Below are 18,023 nucleotides of genomic sequence, written 5' to 3'. Positions count from 1 at the left end.
GAAAGATGAAAAAATTAATATTGTTTATTCCATTAGCCGTATTTTTAGTGATGGGCATACTTTTATATCGTGGTTTGTTTTTAAATCCACAGAAACTAGAATCAGTGCTTGAAGGTAAACCTGTGCCTCACTTTCAATTACAGGACTTAGATAACCCTGAGACTCTGATTACTAATGAGACGATTAATGGTCAAGTTTCTTTACTTAATGTTTGGGGGACGTGGTGCCCATCTTGTATGTATGAACATCCTTTTTTGATGCGCTTGGCGCAGCAAGATATTTTGCCTATTTATGGGATTAATTACCGCGACGATCGAGAGGCTGCAATCAAGTTATTAAAAGATGATGGCAATCCTTATGTGCTGAATATGTTTGATGATAAAGGACGTTTAGGTTTAGATTTGGGGGTTTATGGTGCGCCGGAGAGTTTTTTGGTGGATCATAAAGGCATTATTCGTTTTCGTTTTGCAGGTCCGATTGATAATCAAGTGTGGACAGAGACATTATTGCCTATGGTTAAACAGCTACAAGCTGAAGCCAAAGGAGCTGAACGACTATGAAGACGCTTAACGGTCTGCGCTTGGCGATGTTTGTTGGTTTGGTTGCGATGCTGTTTTTGAGTATAAGTTTATCAGTGCAGGCAACGCCTGTGGATACTTATCAATTTAAATCAGAGGTTAATCAAGTTAGGGCGCTGTCCATTGCTAATGAGTTGCGTTGCCCTCAGTGTCAAAATCAAAATTTGATCGATTCAAATTCTCCTGTCGCTCAAGATTTACGTTTAGTGGTTTTTAAAATGGTGGACGCTGGTAAGAGCGATCGAGACATTATTGACTTTATGACCAGTCGTTATGGTGAATTTGTCCTTTATAAGCCTAAGATGGAGCCCAAAACCTATTTACTTTGGTTAGGCCCGTCTTTATTACTCTTGATGGCTTTGTTGATAGGGTTTATTTTTATTCGTCGGCACAGTACTAGAGTGAATAGTGTGCAAGCAATGAGTGAAGATGAGCATAGAGAGCTTGAAGCTCTGCTTAAAAAAAACAAGCAGTAAAGAAAAAGAGACTGTATTGAACAGTCTCTTTTTTTAAGAATAGATTAGAACCTTAGGTATTTTTACTGTAGTAATATGATTTATCAAGTGTTTTGTTTAAGCTGTCGACTGTAGTCGCTACTGCTAAATCCCCCGTGACACTGGTTGCTGTTCGTACCATATCCATCAATCTATCAATGGCTAATACGATGGCTATTCCTTCAACTGGTAATCCACAAGTAGCCACAACAACAAAGAGCCCCGACATGGCTACAGCGGGGACGCCTGCAGCACCAATTGAAGTGATAATAGAGACGAAGATGATTAATAAATATTGGGGAGTGGATAGATCTATACCCGCAATGTTGGCTATAAAGATACTACTTAAAACATAGTTTAATGATGAACCGTCCATATTAATGGTCATGCCTAATGGTAAGACGAAATGGGCTGTTTCTTTAGAGATACCTAATTGCTCTTTGGCGACATCGAGTGTCATGGGTAAAGTGGCAACGCTACTACTTGAAGAGAAAGCCATAAGTTGGGCGCTAATAATTTTTTTGAAAAAAGGCAGTGGGGATACTTTAGCGAATAAAGTAAGCAATAGGGTATACACACCATAAATTTGTGTTAGGCAAGCCACGTAAACGAGTAAGAGCAGTTTGATGAGTGGTGTGAGTACATTGACGCCTTGAGTACCCGCGATCACGGCTATAATTGCGAAAATACCTAAAGGTGCTACTTTAATGATTAATTGCATTAGGGTTAGCATGATATGGCCCATTGAATCAATGACCCTTTGAAATGTCTCACCTTTTTTTCCATTTAAGTTAATGGCGACGCCAATAAAAATGGCAAACACAATGGTTTGGATCATGTTGCCTTCAGCCATGCTTGCAATAGGGTTTGTGGGAAAGATATCAACTAACATATTGATAATAGAGGGAGGGGCAATGGTATCGTTATTCGTGACATTAATGAGGGGCAAACTATTACCTAAATCACCGACATGAAAGCTTAAGGCAAATGTCAGCCCGACAACAGCGGCCATTAATGTCGTTAACATATAAAGAGAAACAGATCGCAAGCCCAGATGAGTCAGGTTGGATAAATCTTTGTTAGCAGTAATTGCGGTAATAATGCAGCTAAAGACTAAAGGAATGACCAGCATTCTGATTAAGTTAAGGAAAATATCGCCAATAGGCTTTATGACTTCAATGGGAGGGCCAATTAGATATCCAGCGACGGCACCAAGAAAAACACTAAATAATATTTTTAACCACATTTGCATATCAGACTCCACTTTATTATTTGTTTGATTTAACGTTGCCAGTATTTGCAGCGGATGAATAGTGATTTATATGTAAAGTTATTGGATGTTGCTTTTATAAAATAATTTAGTTCAGAGAGTACGGACAATCATCTGATAATTAATGTTTTTATTTAAAATCAACTTGTGTCTATTTTTAGCGGTAGAGGTTGTATGTTTGAAATCTGAGAGAAAAGCTGAAGTTGCTAAGGTGTACAACAAAAAATATGATGTAAAACGAAGGAGTATGCCGTTGTATTGAGCCAACGACACACTCCTTAACCTGAAATAGATATGTTGAGTGTCAAATAACCCAATTAACTCATTTAAAATTATCAGGTTAATTTTGTTTCAGTAGATTTATGACGTTTTATACGCCTGCATAGTCTAATTGTCGCCATGCTTCGTAGCTAATAATAGCGACTGAATTAGAAAGGTTTAGGCTTCGACTGCTTGACATCATGGGGATCCTAAGACGCTGTTCTAAAGGGGTCGCATTAATAATTTCTATAGGCAATCCTCGAGTTTCTGGGCCAAAGAGCAAGACATCATCTTTTTTAAACTGGATCTCTGAGTGTGGACGACTCCCCTTTGTGGTGCAGGCCATGATGCGTTTACCTGTCATCGCACTTAAAAAAGTATCGAAATCGGCATGACGTGTGATATTGGCCAAGTCGCTGTAATCTAGCCCTGCTCGCCTAAGTTTTTTTTCTTCTAAATCAAAGCCTAATGGCTCAATTAAGTGTAGCTGGCAACCATTGTTAGCGATTAAGCGAATGATGTTTCCAGTGTTAGGAGCGATTTCTGGTTCGTATAGCGCAATATGGAACATGACAACTTAACTCATAAAAATTGAAACGCCATTATAGCAATAGTGTATTTGATTTTAAACGTTTGATCATGTTGGTGAGGATGAAGTCTTTATAGGCAAAGAGATAGTGACTTTCAAACCGTGGGGTTTAATGTTTTCAGCTTTAATATGGCCATCATGTGCTTTTATGCCTGCATCAGCAATCGCGAGTCCGAGGCCCCAACCACCGGTTTCTCTTTCTCTAGCGGATTGAGGACGGTAAAAGGGTTTAAAAATAGCGTCAAGATCATTTTCATTAGCAATACCGGGTCCATCATCGAAAATTTCAATATCAATAGAATGACTATACTGTTTTGCACAAATCGTGATACTGTTTTGTGCATACCGAATTGCGTTACGCAATAAGTTTTCAACCGCACGTGATAAAGGTTTAGGATGCAGGGGAAAGCGAATTGACTCCGGTATTTCAATATTGAGTTTTTTATGTTGTTGCCCTGCCTCAAAGTCTGCATCATCTAGCACTTGACTGAGTGTTTCGGCCAGTTCTAAGGAGACTTTGTTCTCTTGTGTATTGAGTTTAACACGAGAGAGTTCCAATAATTCTGCAATCATTTTTTCTAATTGCTCAGCTTCATAAGCAATACGGATCATTTCTTGTGTTTCTTGGCCTTTTTTACGATTCAATGCAAGAGATAACTGTAGTCGAGTCAGAGGGGTGCGTAATTCATGTGAAATATCACTAATCAGTCTTTGTTGTGTGTTTATCATGTCTTCAACAGCATCAGCCATTCCATTAAAGGCTTTAGCTAATTGACCAAACTCATCTTGGCGTAGGGTTGTTTTGACATTGACTCGACTACTTAAATCGCCATTGGCGAGTGCATCTGCACTGGATTTTAATGAGCGTAAAGGTTTGCCTAAGTGCCATGCCAATAAGCCACATAATAGGCCTGATAGGAAAATGGCAAGGCTGAGGGTTAGCATTTTATTGTCGGTAAAAAAGAAAAACCAAGGCCGCGGTCTATGATCTGGAGCATGACCGTACAGAGAATATTGCTCTCCAGCAACGTAGAACTGGTAAGGCCCAAACATGAGTTGATCCCTAAATTGGTATTTAATTGGGCGATCTGAGCTATCAGCCATTAAGACAAAGCGTCTTAACATTTTTGAGTTCTTAGCATTATTGAGTAGTTTTCCGTGCTCGTTTACGATAAATAAACGAACAGGTTTACCTTCAGGATCGCGAAAACGATTAACCCTTTTCCAAGCTTGTTGTGAGTTTAATAATTCAGGATTATCAATAATCCGATTAGCAACTGTTACTAACATATGATGTAACGGTGGAGGGATCGGCACACCAGTATCGTGCTTTTGTTGCAGTAAAGGTAAGATCCCAACTGTGGCTATAATAAGAGAGCTGCAGATCCAGAAGCTCAGTAACAGTTTGACAAATAAACTATTAGGGATTGTCTTCATTAGGGGAGCCAAATATAACCTTTACCACGAATTGTTTTTACTCTTGGCCTTGCATCTTTACGTTCAGGCATTTTTTTACGCAAATTGGATAAATGCATATCAAGACTTCTATCAAAGGGCATCAGTTTCTTACCGAGTACACTCTCGCTTAAGGTTTCTTTGCTGACAAGTTCACCGGAATGTTGAACTAACTCATAAAGTAAACTGAATTCTGTTCCAGTAAGTAAGATCAGCACATCTTGACAATATACCTCCTGTCTAGCGGGATCGAGCTGTAAGTCACCAAATTCTTGAATGCTTTTTGGATTATCTTGAGGAAGAGAATGTGTACGCCTAATAATCGCACGAATACGAGCGACTAATTCTCGGTCGTTAAAGGGTTTAGGTAAATAATCGTCGGCGCCAATTTCTAAGCCAACTACGCGATCAATTTCATCACCTCTTGCAGTTAACATGAGTACGGGGGTTTGTTTTTTTTGACGTAATGCTCTTAATACTTCAAAACCATTGAGCTTTGGTAGCATGACATCTAAGAGGATAAGGTCAAAATCTTGTTCAATGGCTAGATCTAATCCGACTTGCCCATTGTGGGCTAAAGTGAGCTGAAAACCTTCTAACTCTAAGAGTTGTGCGAGTAATTCAGATAGACCTAAATCATCATCAATCAATAATATACGGTTCATACGTCTCCCTTAATATTGACACTGCCCAAGTAACTAAGTGGACGGAGATGTGATTCAGTATACTTTGTTTGGTGTCAATTGTGGTTTTCTTGTGTAAGTATATGTAAATAATGAAAACAATATGACTTACATATATAAAAAATAGCAATTCAATAGGCCTGTTTACAGTCTTTTACCTCGCTTATTACCACATTGACAAATGCGTTGACTATACTGATTAGCAGATAAATACAGCTCGATTGTTAGTGATTTAAAGCAACGCAAACTTAAAGAGGCTATAAACATGAAGTCAAAGACATTAAAAGCAGGTCTACTCGCGATTTTAACAACTACTTCTCTGCTCTCCAGTGTAGTCAATGCGGAAGATGGTAGCAATACAGCAACTGAGCAAAAGCGGATGAAAGGCGATCACGGTCCTGATCGTAAATTAAAGAGCATGCTGCACAATTTAGATTTAACCGATGCTCAAAAAGCGCAAGTAAAGAGTCTCGTTCAGTCAAGTAAAGCCGCTAAAAAGGAAAGTCGTCCTTCTGATGAAGAGCGTCAAGCAATGAAGTCACAGATTTATTCACTGATTTCTGCCCCCACCTTTGATGAGGCTAAAGCAAAGCAAATTATTGCGTCACAGCAAGCTAAGCGTGAAATGGGCGTAGTGAATATGTTGAGATTACAAAATGAGGTGTATCAAATTTTGACACCAGAGCAGCAAGTAAAATTCAAAGAAAATTTTGATAAGCCACATAAAATGAATAAAGTGCCTCATCAACCGACTCGCTAACATTTATTGGGAGTGTACTTTCGAAACCCTATTCATTTTATCAGTGAATAGGGTTTCTTACCCTTTTCACTGATTCATTTTTGTGTAAATTAAAGTTCATGTTGTGTATTTTTTTATTGTATGGATAAATAATAAATATCTATATGTTTTTAAAGTTTAAAATTATTAATGTTATATTTATATTGTTAATTGTAACTTTATTAATCCGGTATTCAGCTTTTATTTTTATGATTAAAAATCATGATATTACAATAAATTGTTTTTACTTTGTGTTTTAATTTTGAATTAATTTTATTTTTTAATCTATTAATTACAGACTAGAACTTTAGTCGAGAAAGTCTATTTATTTCATTTTTTCAATGCTAATCTCCGCGGCCTTTGAATTTAAGTCATTTATTTTTTAGGATTAGCAATGAAAGCATTTTCTAGTGCAGCGGCACTATTATTAACCTTAGGTTGTACCCATACCGTTATGGCTGAAACCAGTGATGCTGGTTTTTATGTGGGTGGGGATATTGGTTCCACTCAATTAAAAATTAACGGTGAAAGTGAATCCGCTGCTAGCATTGGTGTTTATGGTGGTTATAACTTTAATGAGTGGTTTGCAGTTGAAGGTCATGTTTTTGGGACGGGCGATTATGATACTGGTCTTGAGGGACAAAGTGTAACCTTAAATGGTTATACAGCTACCATCACGAAAGCTGAACTATCAGCCTCAGGATTGACTATCGCACCCAAAGTGACTTGGCATATCAATGAAACCTTCTCTGCATACGCTAAAGCTGGTATTACGTATATGAAGGTTAGTTCTGAGATCGGTGGAACGTCTAACGGTTTTTATAGCAGTGCTAGTGCTGACCATGATGGTTGGGGTTATGTATTGGGTGCCGGTTTGAACGCTGCTATTACGCCGCATCTAGTGGTGCGTTTAGGTTATGAATTTATGGAAGCTGATTTAGAATCGAACGATTGGGCAGCTAAAGCTTTAGATGCAACAAAAATTGATGATACCAAGTTATCTCAATTTAGTTTAGGTCTGCACTACCAATTCTAGAATAACATCGTTTGATATTATTGAGACAGAGTGTCTTAGTAATAGAATGTTATTTTTAGTGAAATATTAAGCCGAAGAAACGAGATATTTTCTTCGGCTTTTTTATGTTCTTTATAATTAAAAAGGTTGCCGACTTTATTATTAGCTGTTTTCATTTTTATTTTAGTATTGAATTAACATTAAAAGTCGACATTTTTTCAAGTTTAACCTATTGTCTCTTGAGGGCGCTTCATTTATAACATAAGGAATTGTGATGAAAAAAATATTGTTAGTGAGTCTCTGTATATTACCTTTGTTTGCGATGGCTAAGCCTCAATATCCTGGTTTTTATGTCGGAGGAGATATTGGGACGACACGATTAAGCTTTGATGACTTCAGTGGTAGTGATTCTGCTATGAGTTTTGGTGCTTATGGCGGCTATAACTTTAATGACTGGTTTGGTATTGAAGGTCATATTTATGGTACCACTGACTACAGTGATGTGAGTGGTGAAGATGTTAATGCGGGAGTATTGACTATTACGCCCACTTTTACGCTTAATTTTAATGATATGTTTTCCGGTTATCTCAAAGGTGGAATTTCGTTTATCGATATTAGTTTCGAGAGAGATACGACCTACTGGGGAACTTATAATAATGATTTAACGGGAGTCGGTTATGTTTTGGGCGCCGGAGTGGACGCGGCGGTATCTGATCATATTGTGATCCGTTTGGCTTACGAGTTTACCTCAGGTGATTTAGATTTTGACAATAACGACTATTACTATGATAACAACTATCGAACGAATCTTTCTCAATTTAGCTTAGGTGTACATTACTTATTTTAAGAGTTTTGAATGATTGTTTATTTGAGATTTAAAGAAATCTTCAAGCTTCTTGTTTAATGGGGATGGGGAAATTAAACAGTATGGTTTAATGTACTATTATTGGTTGTTTTTTAGGTAAATTCACTTTTTTTATAGTAAATGTAACATTTTATCAATATGGAGGGGGCAGATAAAGTATTAGTGTTATGATAATGTTTTTTGGTGTTTTAAGTGGTTGTAATGAAAAGAAGTAGTATTTCAGCTTTATTGTTAACGGGGTTTTTAGGTTCAGCATCTGTTTCTGCAGAAACAGATAGAATGGGCTTTTATGTTGGTGGGGATATTGGTTCTACTGAATTAAGTGTGGATTCGGGAGCCAGTGATGAGTCAGCGTATAGTTTTGGTGTCTATGGTGGTTATCACTTTAATGATTGGTTTGGCGTAGAAGCCCATCTTTTTGGTACTGGTGATTACAGTGATTACAGTGAATTGGAGAGTCATGCATCGGCTTTTTCTATTGCGCCTAAATTAACCTTAGCATTTAATGATATTTTTTCTGCCTATGTTAAAGCAGGCCTTGCATATATTGTGATTTCAAATGAAGTTGATGGTTATTATGGCACTTATTCAAATGATTTAAGTGGAGTGGGTTATGTTATCGGTGCTGGAGTGAATGCTGCTGTGTCTGATAATCTTGTCTTACGTTTGGCTTATGAGAAAACGTCTGGCGATCTCGAATTTGATCATGACACGTATTATTATGATGATATCGGGACTGATTTATCACAATTTAGTCTGGGCTTACATTACCAGTTCTAGGTTGTTCATTATTGAGTTTATTAAAATAAAGGGACCTTGTTGATCCCTTTATATTTGCATGACTAAATATTCTAGTGTTTATTCTATTGCTAATTCTTTTAATTTTCTGGTTAATGTATTACGGCCCCATCCTAACCGCTTTGCGGCTTCTTGTTTATGTCCGTTGGTATGCTTTAAGGCTGTCGTCAGTAAAATACGTTCAAAGGTGGGCTGTATTTGGGTGAGTAAATCACTGTCGCCATGACTTAAGCGATCATCAATAAGTTGTGTTAAGGCTTGCTCCCAGTCATGCACTTTATTGTCGGTAGAATGTTCTATTGGATCGGCTAATAACTCAGGTGGAAGATCTTGGGGTAAAATTTCTTGTCCAGATCCCATGACGGTAAGCCAGCGACAGGTATTCTCCAATTGTCTTACGTTTCCCGGCCAAGGGAGTTGGGCTAGTTTTGTGGCTGCTTCTTCCGTTAATATTTTTGTATCGACTCCCATTTCTTTTGCGGCAGCATGCAGAAAATGATGGGCGAGTTGTGGAATGTCTTCTCGGCGATGAGACAATGTGGGTAGATGAATGCGAATGACGTTTAATCGATGAAAGAGATCTTCTCGAAAATCACCATTTGCGACTCTTTGATCTAAATTTTGATGGGTTGCAGCAATAATCCGCACATCCACTTTAACAGGATCATGACCGCCAACTCGGTAAAATTGACCATCTGCGAGTACTCGCAACAGACGGGTCTGAACATCTATTGGCATATCACCAATTTCATCAAGAAAGAGCGTACCATGATTGGCTTGTTCAAAGCGGCCTTGGCGGATCCCTTGTGCGCCTGTAAATGCCCCTTTTTCATGGCCAAATAGTTCAGATTCTATTAAGTCTTTTGGGATTGCGGCCATATTAATGGCTATAAAAGGTTGTTGTTTTCTAGGGCTATGTTTATGTAATGCACTGGCTATGAGCTCTTTTCCCGTACCAGATTGACCATTAATAAGCACACTAATAGAGGAGCGAGATAACCGGCCAATGGCACGATAGACTTCTTGCATTGCGGGCGCTTCGCCAATAATCTCAGGGGTCTTAATAATGGATTCTTGTTGTTCTTTATTGTGATCTTGTTCATTAGCGTGACTGAGAGCACGTTCAATTAATGCGGTTGCTTCGTCAATATCAAAGGGTTTTGGAAGGTACTCAAATGCGCCAGCTTGATATGCACTTACCGCGCTATCTAAATCAGAATGGGCGGTCATAATGATGACTGGAATATGGGGATAATGACTTTTGAGCCTTTCAAGTAAGGTTAAGCCATCAGTGCCTGGCATGCGAATATCGGACACGATAACCTGCGGCTGGTTCATTTCAAGGGCTTGCCATAAAGACTCTGCTGCAGCAAAACTGGCACAAGTCAGCGGTATACTTTGTATTGCACGTTCAAGTACCCAACGTATGGAGTTGTCGTCGTCTAATATCCAAACTTGTTCTTTCATATCAATGCCTTAATCTAACTTGATCATTTCTATTTTGTTTGAAACTATTATCATTTTTTGTTATTTATCACTCTGTGGTGTTACGGGTAATAGTAAAATAAATTGCGTACCAGATTGACTACTATGGCAATCAATTCTTCCGCCATGTAAACGGGCAATATTGTGAGCAATTGAGAGGCCTAAGCCTGAGCCATTTTCTTTATCTGTGACCATAGGATAAAAGAGCGTATCAATTAAATCAGGATTTATACCAGGACCATTATCCGTTACGCTTAATGCTAAAACGAGTTTATGCCTATGATTGCCAATAGTAACTTGATGTTGAGTTCGGGTTTGAAGAGTAATTTTCCCTGGTTTACCTTGTAGGGCTTGGACTGCATTTTGAACAATATTTAATAATGCTTGTTGAAGTTGTTCCGAATCCATTTTTAGATTTGGGATAGAAGGATCGTAGTCTTGTTGTATGTGAATGTTTTCAGGAAGCGTAATGGCGATCAGAGAGAGTACTTTTTGTATAATTTCATGAATATTAAATATGCCATGTTCTGAAGGACGTTGAGGGCCTAATAATCGATCAACTAGATTACGTAATCGATCGGCCTGTTCAATGATGAGATCGGTGAAATCGTTTTGTGTGCTGCCTACGAGTTCTCTGGATAATAACTGTGCCGCGCCTCTTATTCCTGCTAATGGGTTTTTGATTTCATGGGCAAGGTTACGGACTAAAAATTGAGCGGCTTGTTGCTGTGCGTCTTGAGATAATTGTTGATGGATCCTTTGTTGTTGATCCACAAGTCTTAATTCTAATAATGCCGCACTTTTTTCTTCTTCAATAGGGCTTAAGCTGATATCAAGTGTGTGCTGTTTTCCATCGAGTGTCGTTAACGAAACGCTATTTATCGTTAATCCTTGATGATTGTTAATTGCATTACGCCATAGCTGAGGATCGATACCGATAGATTTGTAGTGCTCTGTTAGTGCATGTTCAAATAATCGATTATGGCTGATCTTAAATAATTGTTTTGCAGCAGTATTGGCGTATAGCAGGTGCAGCTCATGATCAATGACGACTATCGCAGTGACGAGATGATTTAATAATCTATGGCTATCCATGTAAAGTGCCCAATTCATTGCCCCTTTTGAGTGCATTTGGTTGTTACGTTTTGACTATGCACCATAATGGTGCAATCTGCAAGCAACCATTAGGTGATTGATACTCTTTTAAATATCATTAATTTATTAAATAAGTATAAATAAAATATAGAGTTAATTAATTTTAGGATGGCCTATTTTTAATGCTTCGGTGCAAAAAAAAGGTTCTAGGTAGGCTTGATGCAAGTATTTTGCCGTTTTTATTGAGCACTTTAATGATGATTCTATGTGTACCTCTGTCTATATTTTTGAGTGAAAAGACACTGGAGGTTTGTGGTTGACCGAGTATTTGATCATCTAAATACAGCTGCAATGTAAATTTAGGGGGCAGTGTGGGAGTCACTTGGGCGATGACAGATAAATCACCATTATTATTGCGTATGGTTTCTTCTTCTAGCGGCTTGATGATGGAAAGTTGGTATTGTATGGGGGGCGTTTGAGAAGGGACTGTACTGCTTGAGATTGCCGGAACCTGTGGAAGGCTGACATGGTTTTCAGTATTGTCTTTAAATTTTACGGGAGCAGCATTATTTACTGGCTTGTCGGTGTAATGTACTTGTCCATCCTTATCGACCCATTTATAGACAGTGCTATAAGTCATGAAGCTTAATAATATCAGTGTGATGAAGCTGAATAATCGCATTTGGATGATGTCCCAAATAACATTAAGTATTGAGTAGATTAGCTTGTTTGTACAAAAAAAGTAGTGTGTTGCAAAAATTAAATGTGATAGGAGCTTTGCCATCCCAAGTATTTTTGATACTTGGAGTGGCATGACATTATTACAAGTTACGTTCTAAAATATGACGGCTTCTTTCAAGGTCAATATCTTGATGTTCGCCTAATGCAGTCATACCATGAAACTCAAGTTTAGTTAGTATTTCTTTTACGTGCGTGTAGTTGAGATCATAATCACTTAAACGTGTTTTGATGCCCATTTCTTCAAAGAAAGCGCGGGTTTTGGCTATGGTTTCATCTATACGCTGGTTTTCGGTGCCTTGAGAGATATTCCAAACACGTTCACCATATTGTAACAGTTTCTCTTTTTTAGACTCTCGTTGACAGTCCAATAAACCTGGTAAAATAATGGCCAGTGTTCGAGCATGATCAATATCATAGAGGGCGGTGAGTTCGTGACCTATCATGTGGGTTGCCCAATCATGGGGTACCCCTCGTCCAATCAGCCCATTTAATGCCATAGTAGCTACCCACATTAGATTCGCGCGTATATCATAATCTGTCGGATTACTTAGAGCTTGGGGGCCTAGCTCAACTAAGGTTTGCAATAATCCTTCTGAAAATCTGTCTTGTACAGCGGCATTAACGGGGTAAGTCAGATATTGCTCAATAATATGGACGAAAGCATCAACGACGCCATTGGCAATTTGTCTTTGGGGTAATGTAAAGGTCTTGGTGGGGTCTAAAATGGAGAATTTTGGAAAAACATGATCGCTCATAAATGAACGCTTAGATTGAATATCTTTACGAGTGATGACACTGCCACTGTTCATTTCAGAGCCTGTAGCTGGTAGGGTTAATACGCTACCAAAAGGCAGAGCTTGAGTCACATTATTACCCCAGTTTAATAAAATATCCCAAGGCTCTCCTTCAAATAAGGCCGCTGCGGCGACAAATTTGGTACCGTCAATAACAGAGCCTCCACCTACTGCAAGAAGAAAATCGATATTTTTTTCTTTGATGACATCAACAGCCAGCATGAGAGTTTCATAGGTTGGGTTAGCTTCAACACCACTAAATTCGGTGATATTTCTGTTACCAAGTGCGGCGAGTACTTCATCTAGGGTTCCTGTTTTTTTAGCACTGCTGCCACCAAATAGAATTAATACTCGTGCGTCACTTGGCACCAGTTTATCTAATTCGGCAATTTTGTTTTTGCCGAAGCTAATATGGGTTGGGTTACAATATTCGAAATCTAACATGCTACATCCTTTATTTTAAATTTTACTGTGACCATTGCGGTCTTATTCTGGTTTTAATAGTTGTTGAGTACGTTCCATGGCGTTATTTATTGCGCTTCCATCTCGGTATAGCTTATTCAGCAAACTTGCTCCAAGCCACATTTGGTACAAGGTTTCGGCAGTACTTGATGGCTTTATAGGCTTAATTGAGCCATCTTCTATTCCCGCCTGAACACAATCGGTGATGCGTTTTATAATCTCATTTGCCCCTGTTTTTAAGGCTAAACGCATAGGTTCTGATAAATCAGCCACTTCGGCGCTAAGTTTAACGACTAGGCACTGTTGAGAGTGATGTGATTGTGTTTGTGTATTCTCCCATTGCTGCCAATAACTGATTAATTTTTGATAGCCATTTTTGTTAGTCGCATTAAATAAGTTGTCTATGGAATCCAAGTAGTGCTTAAAGTGCTCTTGGATAACACTCTCGCCAAATTGTTCTTTTGATGAAAAATAGTGATAAAACGAGCCTTTTGGGACGTTTGCAAACTTTAAAATTTGCGATAACCCGACATGGGTAAAGCCTTTTTGAGAAATTAATCTATAACCTGAATTGATGATTTGTTGTTTGGTGGTATGAGGTGTTTTTTTCATCACAAGAGATTACGTTAAAATAGACCGGTCGTCTATTGGTTTTTATATTGGGTTCGTAAAAATATGCTAGAGCCATCTTGAATGCATCGTATTCGAGTATTTTGACGGTGATGAAACTCACACTTTTAAATCATGTGGATTCAGTATTTAGAGAAAGTAAACAGGGGACAGCTATACTGTAAGGAATGGATTAATGGCATAAGAGGAAAGAGAGTCTCATGGTGAATAATCAGCAGACTGTCAAGAATAAGTTACCTCAAAAAATAACTCATAAGGTGAGAGAATTATTGCATTGCTGGCGAACATTTTATTCGTCACCCATAGATGTTGATGTCGCTCAGATGAGTTTGACACAGTATGAGTTAGATAAACTCATTGATAAAGTTCATGGCTTATTCCGTCAAATAAAAGAAGTGGAGTCACAGGATTTATTGGACAAAGTGATTAAAATTCAATTGCAGTTAAATAGCTTACAGCAGATGAATCGCAACTTGAAATTTGAAGAGTTGGTGTCTTTAGATTATGACATTAATGTCCTTGCCAAAATAGTGTTACGTCATGATGATAAACTGGATCCTGCGCCTTATATTCCACATAAATATCCTATTCTTCTAGCATTAAACCAAGAGTTGGCAGAAAAGTTGGCTGAACAGCTTGTTTTCTTTGATGTTTATTGCAAGATTATTAAAAATAAGCAAGATTTTATTTCACGATCAAACGAGTTCACGCGAAGCGCTATTATCATTGATGTTGATTTTGACGAAGAAGGATTAGGTATTGAGTTGATGAAGGCTCACCAGGCAAATGTACCTAAAATTTTTATTACTCATCAAGAAAATGTCTCGATTGAACTTCGATTATCTGCTTGCCATGTGGGTGGTTCGGGTTTCTATGTGCGACCGACAGTGGCTCAATTGCTTCGTTCAGTAGAACAATTTTATACCAGTCCATCATTAAAGCCTTATAAGGTATTAATCATGGATGATTCTCATAGCCAAGCACTGTTTTGTGAGCATGCATTAAATCGGGCGGGAATGATAACGCATATTGTGACTGAGCCCTTGATGATATTAGATGCTATGGAGCAATTTGAACCCGAATTGATATTAATGGATATGTATATGCCAGGGTGCACAGGAGTGGAATTAGCCAGTGTTATTCGGCAGCAATCGGCATACTTACGATTGCCTATTTTATTCCTTTCAGGTGAGAATAATAAAGATATTCAATTAAATGCTATGAAGTTGGGAGGAGATGATTTTCTCACTAAGCCTATTGCGCCAAAACACCTTGTTTCAACGGTGCAAACGCGTTGTGAGCGAGGTCGAGTACTCAATGATTTGATTATTCGGGATAGTTTAACAGGATTATTTAATCATACACATATATTAGATAAATTGAAGCAAGCATGCCGTTATGCCAAAGAGCAAGGGGAAGCCTTGTGTTTTGCTATGGTTGATATTGATTTTTTTAAGAAAGTTAATGATAGCTATGGTCATACTGTTGGCGATAAAGTTATCTCAACGCTTTCTTTATTTCTTAAGCAAAGGTTGAGGGGCAGTCACAGTATTGGACGTTATGGAGGGGAAGAGTTTGCTGTGGTTTTTCCTGGAACACGAGAAAGTGAAGCCTTGTTTGTAATGAATGAAATTAGAGAAGCATTTAATCAATTAGAACACAGTAGCGAGCAAGGTGAGTTTAAAGTGAGTTTTTCAGCGGGTATTTGTCGTTTTACGGGAAATAATGAAGAAAATATCATAGAACAGGCAGATGAGGCCCTTTATGCGGCTAAACATAAAGGGCGTAATAACATTCAATGTTTTCAATTTAAAGAAAAATGACCTCGTTGTTGAGGTTATTTACGTCCTCTTTGGAAACGTCCTTGACCTTGAAAATTTTGACGGATGTTTCTTGAGTTATTTAAACTATCTCTATCGATACCCCGATTATTCATTTGTTGCTTGAAATCATTTGAGAAGTCACCTGAACCATTGGTATGATTTTGGGCTTTGTTATTCAGGTTATTTTTTTGTGTTTGAGACATGTTGTGCTGATTGCTAACATTTTGCCATTGTTTGTTTGTTCGGCTTTGCCATTGTCCATTATTATCGCGAGCAACGTTTCCATTTCTATCTGAAAAAACATTATTCTTTCGTGTTGGATTATGAGTTGCTTGAGTAAAATTTTTATTTAAGGTCGACTTATCAGCATTTCTTACTCTGTTTTGAGGGTTATTATAAATATTATTCCTAGTAATATTGTTTTTTTGTATTTGATTGTTTATATTGGTTTTATTTCCAAAGTTTATATTATTTCCAATATTAATATTACCTGTATTGATATTAATATTGCCATTATTGATAAAGACTGGTGAGCGATAACCTCCGCCGTGATAGCCTCCTGCATAATATCCTCCTCCCCAAGCAACACCCCATGCAAATCCTGCACTATAGAAGCCATAACCCCAAGACATACCATAGTTCCAACCAATCCATGGGTTATAACCAACGTAAACTCCCCATGTTACGGGTCTGGGATAATAGTAGGGACCCCATAATGGGGGGTAATACCAGCCTGTACCATAAACGGGGACACCATAATACGGATAGGACCATAAATAGCCTGAAGTATAGCCAACATAAACGACATCAGGAGTCGAATCATAAATTTGCACATAAGTCGTGTTATAAACAGGGGAGCTTGGTGGTATTTGAGCGATTTGCTCACTCGGAATATGATCGGCAACAATCCAAGGCCCTGTTGGTGACGAGGCAATAAACCAAACACCATTATCGACGGCATAGAACTTGTTATCCACTCTTAATACTTGTGAGTCAGTATTGACAGCATAGGCGACTTGAGTGCCTGGGATCATTTCAAATTTGGGGTCGCCATTGTAAGTGACTGTTGTTGTCGTGCCCTTACGAGTGATGGCTGCCGTTTGCGGGATCTTGGCATTGATAACAGCTTCATTGGCTTCCGCAGTACCTGCAACGGATACTCGTACACCACTGATATCTGAATCTGGGGGAATATTGCTAAAGCTCTCTGGTAATTTATCTGCTCTCACAAAGGTCCAAGGGCCTGATTCTTTTGCAGCGCTATACCAACGACCTGACAGTAAAACATACATTTTATTATTGGAGGTATCTCTTATCCAAGGTACTTCTGTATTGGTGACATAAAGTAATTGTCCTGCAATTAAACTTTTCCATTTTGGTTGTCCTTGAGTTGAAATAAGCTCAGTAGGAGTCGTTGTGGCATAAATAGCAGGTGGAGTACCTGAGGTCGACGAGGTTGTTTTGGGTTTAGGCATCAACTTTACAAGCTCTGCAGGTGGCTTGCGGGTTAATGTCCAAGGGCCTAATGGGTTGTCAGCTTCATACCAAAAGCTACCACTGCTTAAATAAAGTTTTTTAGTCGTTTTATTTCGTGCAACTGCAAAGGGAGTGTTAATGACTCTTTCATATTGCGAATTATCAATAGCCCGATAAATTGGCGCACCATCATAAGTGAGTAAAACTGTGAGTTCTTGTTTGAAAATGATGGTTGGGGCTGTATTTTTAAGTTCTTCTAAGCTTTTTCTTTCTTGCTTTGAGCTTGCTAAACTGGCTGTTAAGCTTTTCATTGAAAGCTGAAATGTGGTGGATTTTAGCGCATTATCAACAATCGTATTGAGTTTATCGGTATTAGGTGTTGAATCTGGCCATTTAATTTGTGTGACATCGACATCTCTTACTTGAGCAACTTCACTGCCGGTATCGACTCTAGCGATGAACCAAAAGGCGCCGAAAGTGGGCGTGCTTTGGCCTGTTAATTCAATTGATAAGGCCGCTTTTCCTTGGAGAGTATTGCCCGATAAAGAGTCAGGTTGAAGTTGATAAACAACAATTTTTCCTTCTGGTTCTGTAATTTCTTGAGGCCAATCAACGGCGAAGGCTGCTATTGGAAATAAGCTGACAAGTAACATACCTATCACGGCTGATTTCAATAAGCGCATTATCTGTATTATCATGACGATACCCTGATTTAGTGGATTCATTATGAT

At 38.4% G+C, this 18,023-nt stretch carries 17 protein-coding genes; 7 read left to right on the top strand and 10 right to left on the bottom strand.

Going from position 1 to position 18,023, the window contains the following annotated elements; genetic code table 11:
* Positions 1-5: 5 nt before the first annotated feature.
* The gene (locus Q0976_RS12165; RefSeq protein WP_299494107.1) at positions 6-560 is read left to right on the top strand and encodes a DsbE family thiol:disulfide interchange protein; all 555 of its coding nucleotides are present in this window, start codon (positions 6-8) and stop codon (positions 558-560) included.
* Positions 557-1,054 carry a heme lyase NrfEFG subunit NrfF gene (gene nrfF / locus Q0976_RS12160; protein ID WP_299494106.1) on the top strand — a complete coding sequence of 166 codons (498 nt, stop codon included), beginning with the start codon at positions 557-559 and terminating at the stop codon, positions 1,052-1,054. The genes Q0976_RS12165 and nrfF overlap by 4 nt, the downstream gene beginning before the upstream one ends.
* Before the next feature lie 52 nt (positions 1,055-1,106).
* Here the strand turns inward: nrfF and Q0976_RS12155 are convergent, their stop codons facing one another.
* The 4 genes from Q0976_RS12155 to Q0976_RS12140 all read right to left on the bottom strand — a co-directional run bounded on the left by Q0976_RS12155 (position 1,107) and on the right by Q0976_RS12140 (position 5,312).
* Positions 1,107-2,324 (bottom strand): dicarboxylate/amino acid:cation symporter, encoded by a 1,218-nt coding sequence (locus Q0976_RS12155; protein WP_299494105.1) that lies wholly within the window; start codon positions 2,322-2,324, stop codon positions 1,107-1,109.
* Positions 2,325-2,712: 388 nt separating this feature from the next.
* Positions 2,713-3,174, bottom strand: coding sequence for a tRNA (uridine(34)/cytosine(34)/5-carboxymethylaminomethyluridine(34)-2'-O)-methyltransferase TrmL (gene trmL, locus Q0976_RS12150; RefSeq protein WP_299494104.1), 462 nt, complete (start codon positions 3,172-3,174; stop codon positions 2,713-2,715).
* A 66-nt stretch (positions 3,175-3,240) separates the two neighbouring features.
* Positions 3,241-4,629: an ATP-binding protein gene (locus Q0976_RS12145; RefSeq protein ID WP_299494103.1), complete on the bottom strand. Its 1,389-nt coding sequence runs from the start codon at positions 4,627-4,629 to the stop codon at positions 3,241-3,243.
* A complete protein-coding gene (locus Q0976_RS12140; protein ID WP_299494102.1) occupies positions 4,629-5,312 on the bottom strand; it encodes a response regulator in 684 nt (227 codons plus the stop codon). The genes Q0976_RS12145 and Q0976_RS12140 overlap by 1 nt, the downstream gene beginning before the upstream one ends.
* Before the next feature lie 283 nt (positions 5,313-5,595).
* Between Q0976_RS12140 and Q0976_RS12135 the strand changes: the two genes are divergently transcribed.
* From Q0976_RS12135 to Q0976_RS12120, 4 genes are all read left to right on the top strand, one after another.
* A complete protein-coding gene (locus tag Q0976_RS12135) occupies positions 5,596-6,090 on the top strand; it encodes a Spy/CpxP family protein refolding chaperone (RefSeq protein ID WP_299494101.1) in 495 nt (164 codons plus the stop codon).
* Between the two features lie 412 nt (positions 6,091-6,502).
* Positions 6,503-7,144: a porin family protein gene (locus Q0976_RS12130; protein WP_299494100.1), complete on the top strand. Its 642-nt coding sequence runs from the start codon at positions 6,503-6,505 to the stop codon at positions 7,142-7,144.
* A gap of 253 nt (positions 7,145-7,397) precedes the next feature.
* Positions 7,398-7,970 carry a porin family protein gene (locus tag Q0976_RS12125; RefSeq protein WP_299494099.1) on the top strand — a complete coding sequence of 191 codons (573 nt, stop codon included), beginning with the start codon at positions 7,398-7,400 and terminating at the stop codon, positions 7,968-7,970.
* Positions 7,971-8,189: 219 nt separating this feature from the next.
* The gene (locus tag Q0976_RS12120) at positions 8,190-8,768 is read left to right on the top strand and encodes a porin family protein (RefSeq protein ID WP_299494098.1); all 579 of its coding nucleotides are present in this window, start codon (positions 8,190-8,192) and stop codon (positions 8,766-8,768) included.
* Positions 8,769-8,846: 78 nt separating this feature from the next.
* On the opposite strand, the gene glnG is transcribed toward Q0976_RS12120, so the two are convergent.
* The 5 genes from glnG to Q0976_RS12095 form a co-directional block, all read right to left on the bottom strand.
* The gene (glnG, locus tag Q0976_RS12115) at positions 8,847-10,259 is read right to left on the bottom strand and encodes a nitrogen regulation protein NR(I) (RefSeq protein ID WP_299494194.1); all 1,413 of its coding nucleotides are present in this window, start codon (positions 10,257-10,259) and stop codon (positions 8,847-8,849) included.
* Between the two features lie 54 nt (positions 10,260-10,313).
* Positions 10,314-11,366 (bottom strand): nitrogen regulation protein NR(II), encoded by a 1,053-nt coding sequence (glnL, locus tag Q0976_RS12110; protein WP_299494193.1) that lies wholly within the window; start codon positions 11,364-11,366, stop codon positions 10,314-10,316.
* 163 nt (positions 11,367-11,529) lie between these two features.
* Complete coding sequence (locus Q0976_RS12105; protein ID WP_299494097.1) at positions 11,530-12,048, bottom strand: DUF4124 domain-containing protein; 519 nt, start codon at positions 12,046-12,048, stop codon at positions 11,530-11,532.
* A gap of 139 nt (positions 12,049-12,187) precedes the next feature.
* Positions 12,188-13,345: an iron-containing alcohol dehydrogenase gene (locus Q0976_RS12100; RefSeq protein WP_299494096.1), complete on the bottom strand. Its 1,158-nt coding sequence runs from the start codon at positions 13,343-13,345 to the stop codon at positions 12,188-12,190.
* A 42-nt stretch (positions 13,346-13,387) separates the two neighbouring features.
* Positions 13,388-13,975, bottom strand: coding sequence for a TetR/AcrR family transcriptional regulator (locus Q0976_RS12095; protein WP_299494192.1), 588 nt, complete (start codon positions 13,973-13,975; stop codon positions 13,388-13,390).
* 218 nt (positions 13,976-14,193) lie between these two features.
* On the opposite strand from Q0976_RS12095, the gene Q0976_RS12090 reads away from it, so the two are divergent.
* Positions 14,194-15,816, top strand: a complete 1,623-nt coding sequence (locus Q0976_RS12090; RefSeq protein ID WP_299494095.1) for a diguanylate cyclase — start codon at positions 14,194-14,196, stop codon at positions 15,814-15,816.
* Between the two features lie 14 nt (positions 15,817-15,830).
* Here Q0976_RS12090 and Q0976_RS12085 read toward each other — a convergent pair whose 3' ends face one another.
* On the bottom strand, positions 15,831-17,990 hold the full coding sequence (locus Q0976_RS12085; protein WP_299494094.1) for a carbohydrate-binding family V/XII: 2,160 nt from the start codon (positions 17,988-17,990) through the stop codon (positions 15,831-15,833).
* Positions 17,991-18,023: the final 33 nt, after the last annotated feature.

This window comes from uncultured Shewanella sp. (genome assembly GCF_947501665.1).
Taxonomy (GTDB): Bacteria; Pseudomonadota; Gammaproteobacteria; order Enterobacterales; family Shewanellaceae; genus Shewanella.
The sequence above is the reverse complement of the archived record's forward strand: the minus strand, read 5'-3'. Positions and strand labels throughout refer to the sequence as shown.

Coding starts and splice junctions, on each gene's coding strand:
- Q0976_RS12165 (WP_299494107.1), top strand. CDS start 6: ATGAAAAAATTAATATTGTTTATTCCATTAGCCGTATTTTTAGTGATG.
- nrfF (WP_299494106.1), top strand. CDS start 557: ATGAAGACGCTTAACGGTCTGCGCTTGGCGATGTTTGTTGGTTTGGTT.
- Q0976_RS12155 (WP_299494105.1), bottom strand. CDS start 2,324: ATGCAAATGTGGTTAAAAATATTATTTAGTGTTTTTCTTGGTGCCGTC.
- trmL (WP_299494104.1), bottom strand. CDS start 3,174: ATGTTCCATATTGCGCTATACGAACCAGAAATCGCTCCTAACACTGGA.
- Q0976_RS12145 (WP_299494103.1), bottom strand. CDS start 4,629: ATGAAGACAATCCCTAATAGTTTATTTGTCAAACTGTTACTGAGCTTC.
- Q0976_RS12140 (WP_299494102.1), bottom strand. CDS start 5,312: ATGAACCGTATATTATTGATTGATGATGATTTAGGTCTATCTGAATTA.
- Q0976_RS12135 (WP_299494101.1), top strand. CDS start 5,596: ATGAAGTCAAAGACATTAAAAGCAGGTCTACTCGCGATTTTAACAACT.
- Q0976_RS12130 (WP_299494100.1), top strand. CDS start 6,503: ATGAAAGCATTTTCTAGTGCAGCGGCACTATTATTAACCTTAGGTTGT.
- Q0976_RS12125 (WP_299494099.1), top strand. CDS start 7,398: ATGAAAAAAATATTGTTAGTGAGTCTCTGTATATTACCTTTGTTTGCG.
- Q0976_RS12120 (WP_299494098.1), top strand. CDS start 8,190: ATGAAAAGAAGTAGTATTTCAGCTTTATTGTTAACGGGGTTTTTAGGT.
- glnL (WP_299494193.1), bottom strand. CDS start 11,366: ATGGATAGCCATAGATTATTAAATCATCTCGTCACTGCGATAGTCGTC.
- Q0976_RS12105 (WP_299494097.1), bottom strand. CDS start 12,048: ATGCGATTATTCAGCTTCATCACACTGATATTATTAAGCTTCATGACT.
- Q0976_RS12100 (WP_299494096.1), bottom strand. CDS start 13,345: ATGTTAGATTTCGAATATTGTAACCCAACCCATATTAGCTTCGGCAAA.
- Q0976_RS12095 (WP_299494192.1), bottom strand. CDS start 13,975: ATGAAAAAAACACCTCATACCACCAAACAACAAATCATCAATTCAGGT.
- Q0976_RS12090 (WP_299494095.1), top strand. CDS start 14,194: ATGGTGAATAATCAGCAGACTGTCAAGAATAAGTTACCTCAAAAAATA.
- Q0976_RS12085 (WP_299494094.1), bottom strand. CDS start 17,990: ATGATAATACAGATAATGCGCTTATTGAAATCAGCCGTGATAGGTATG.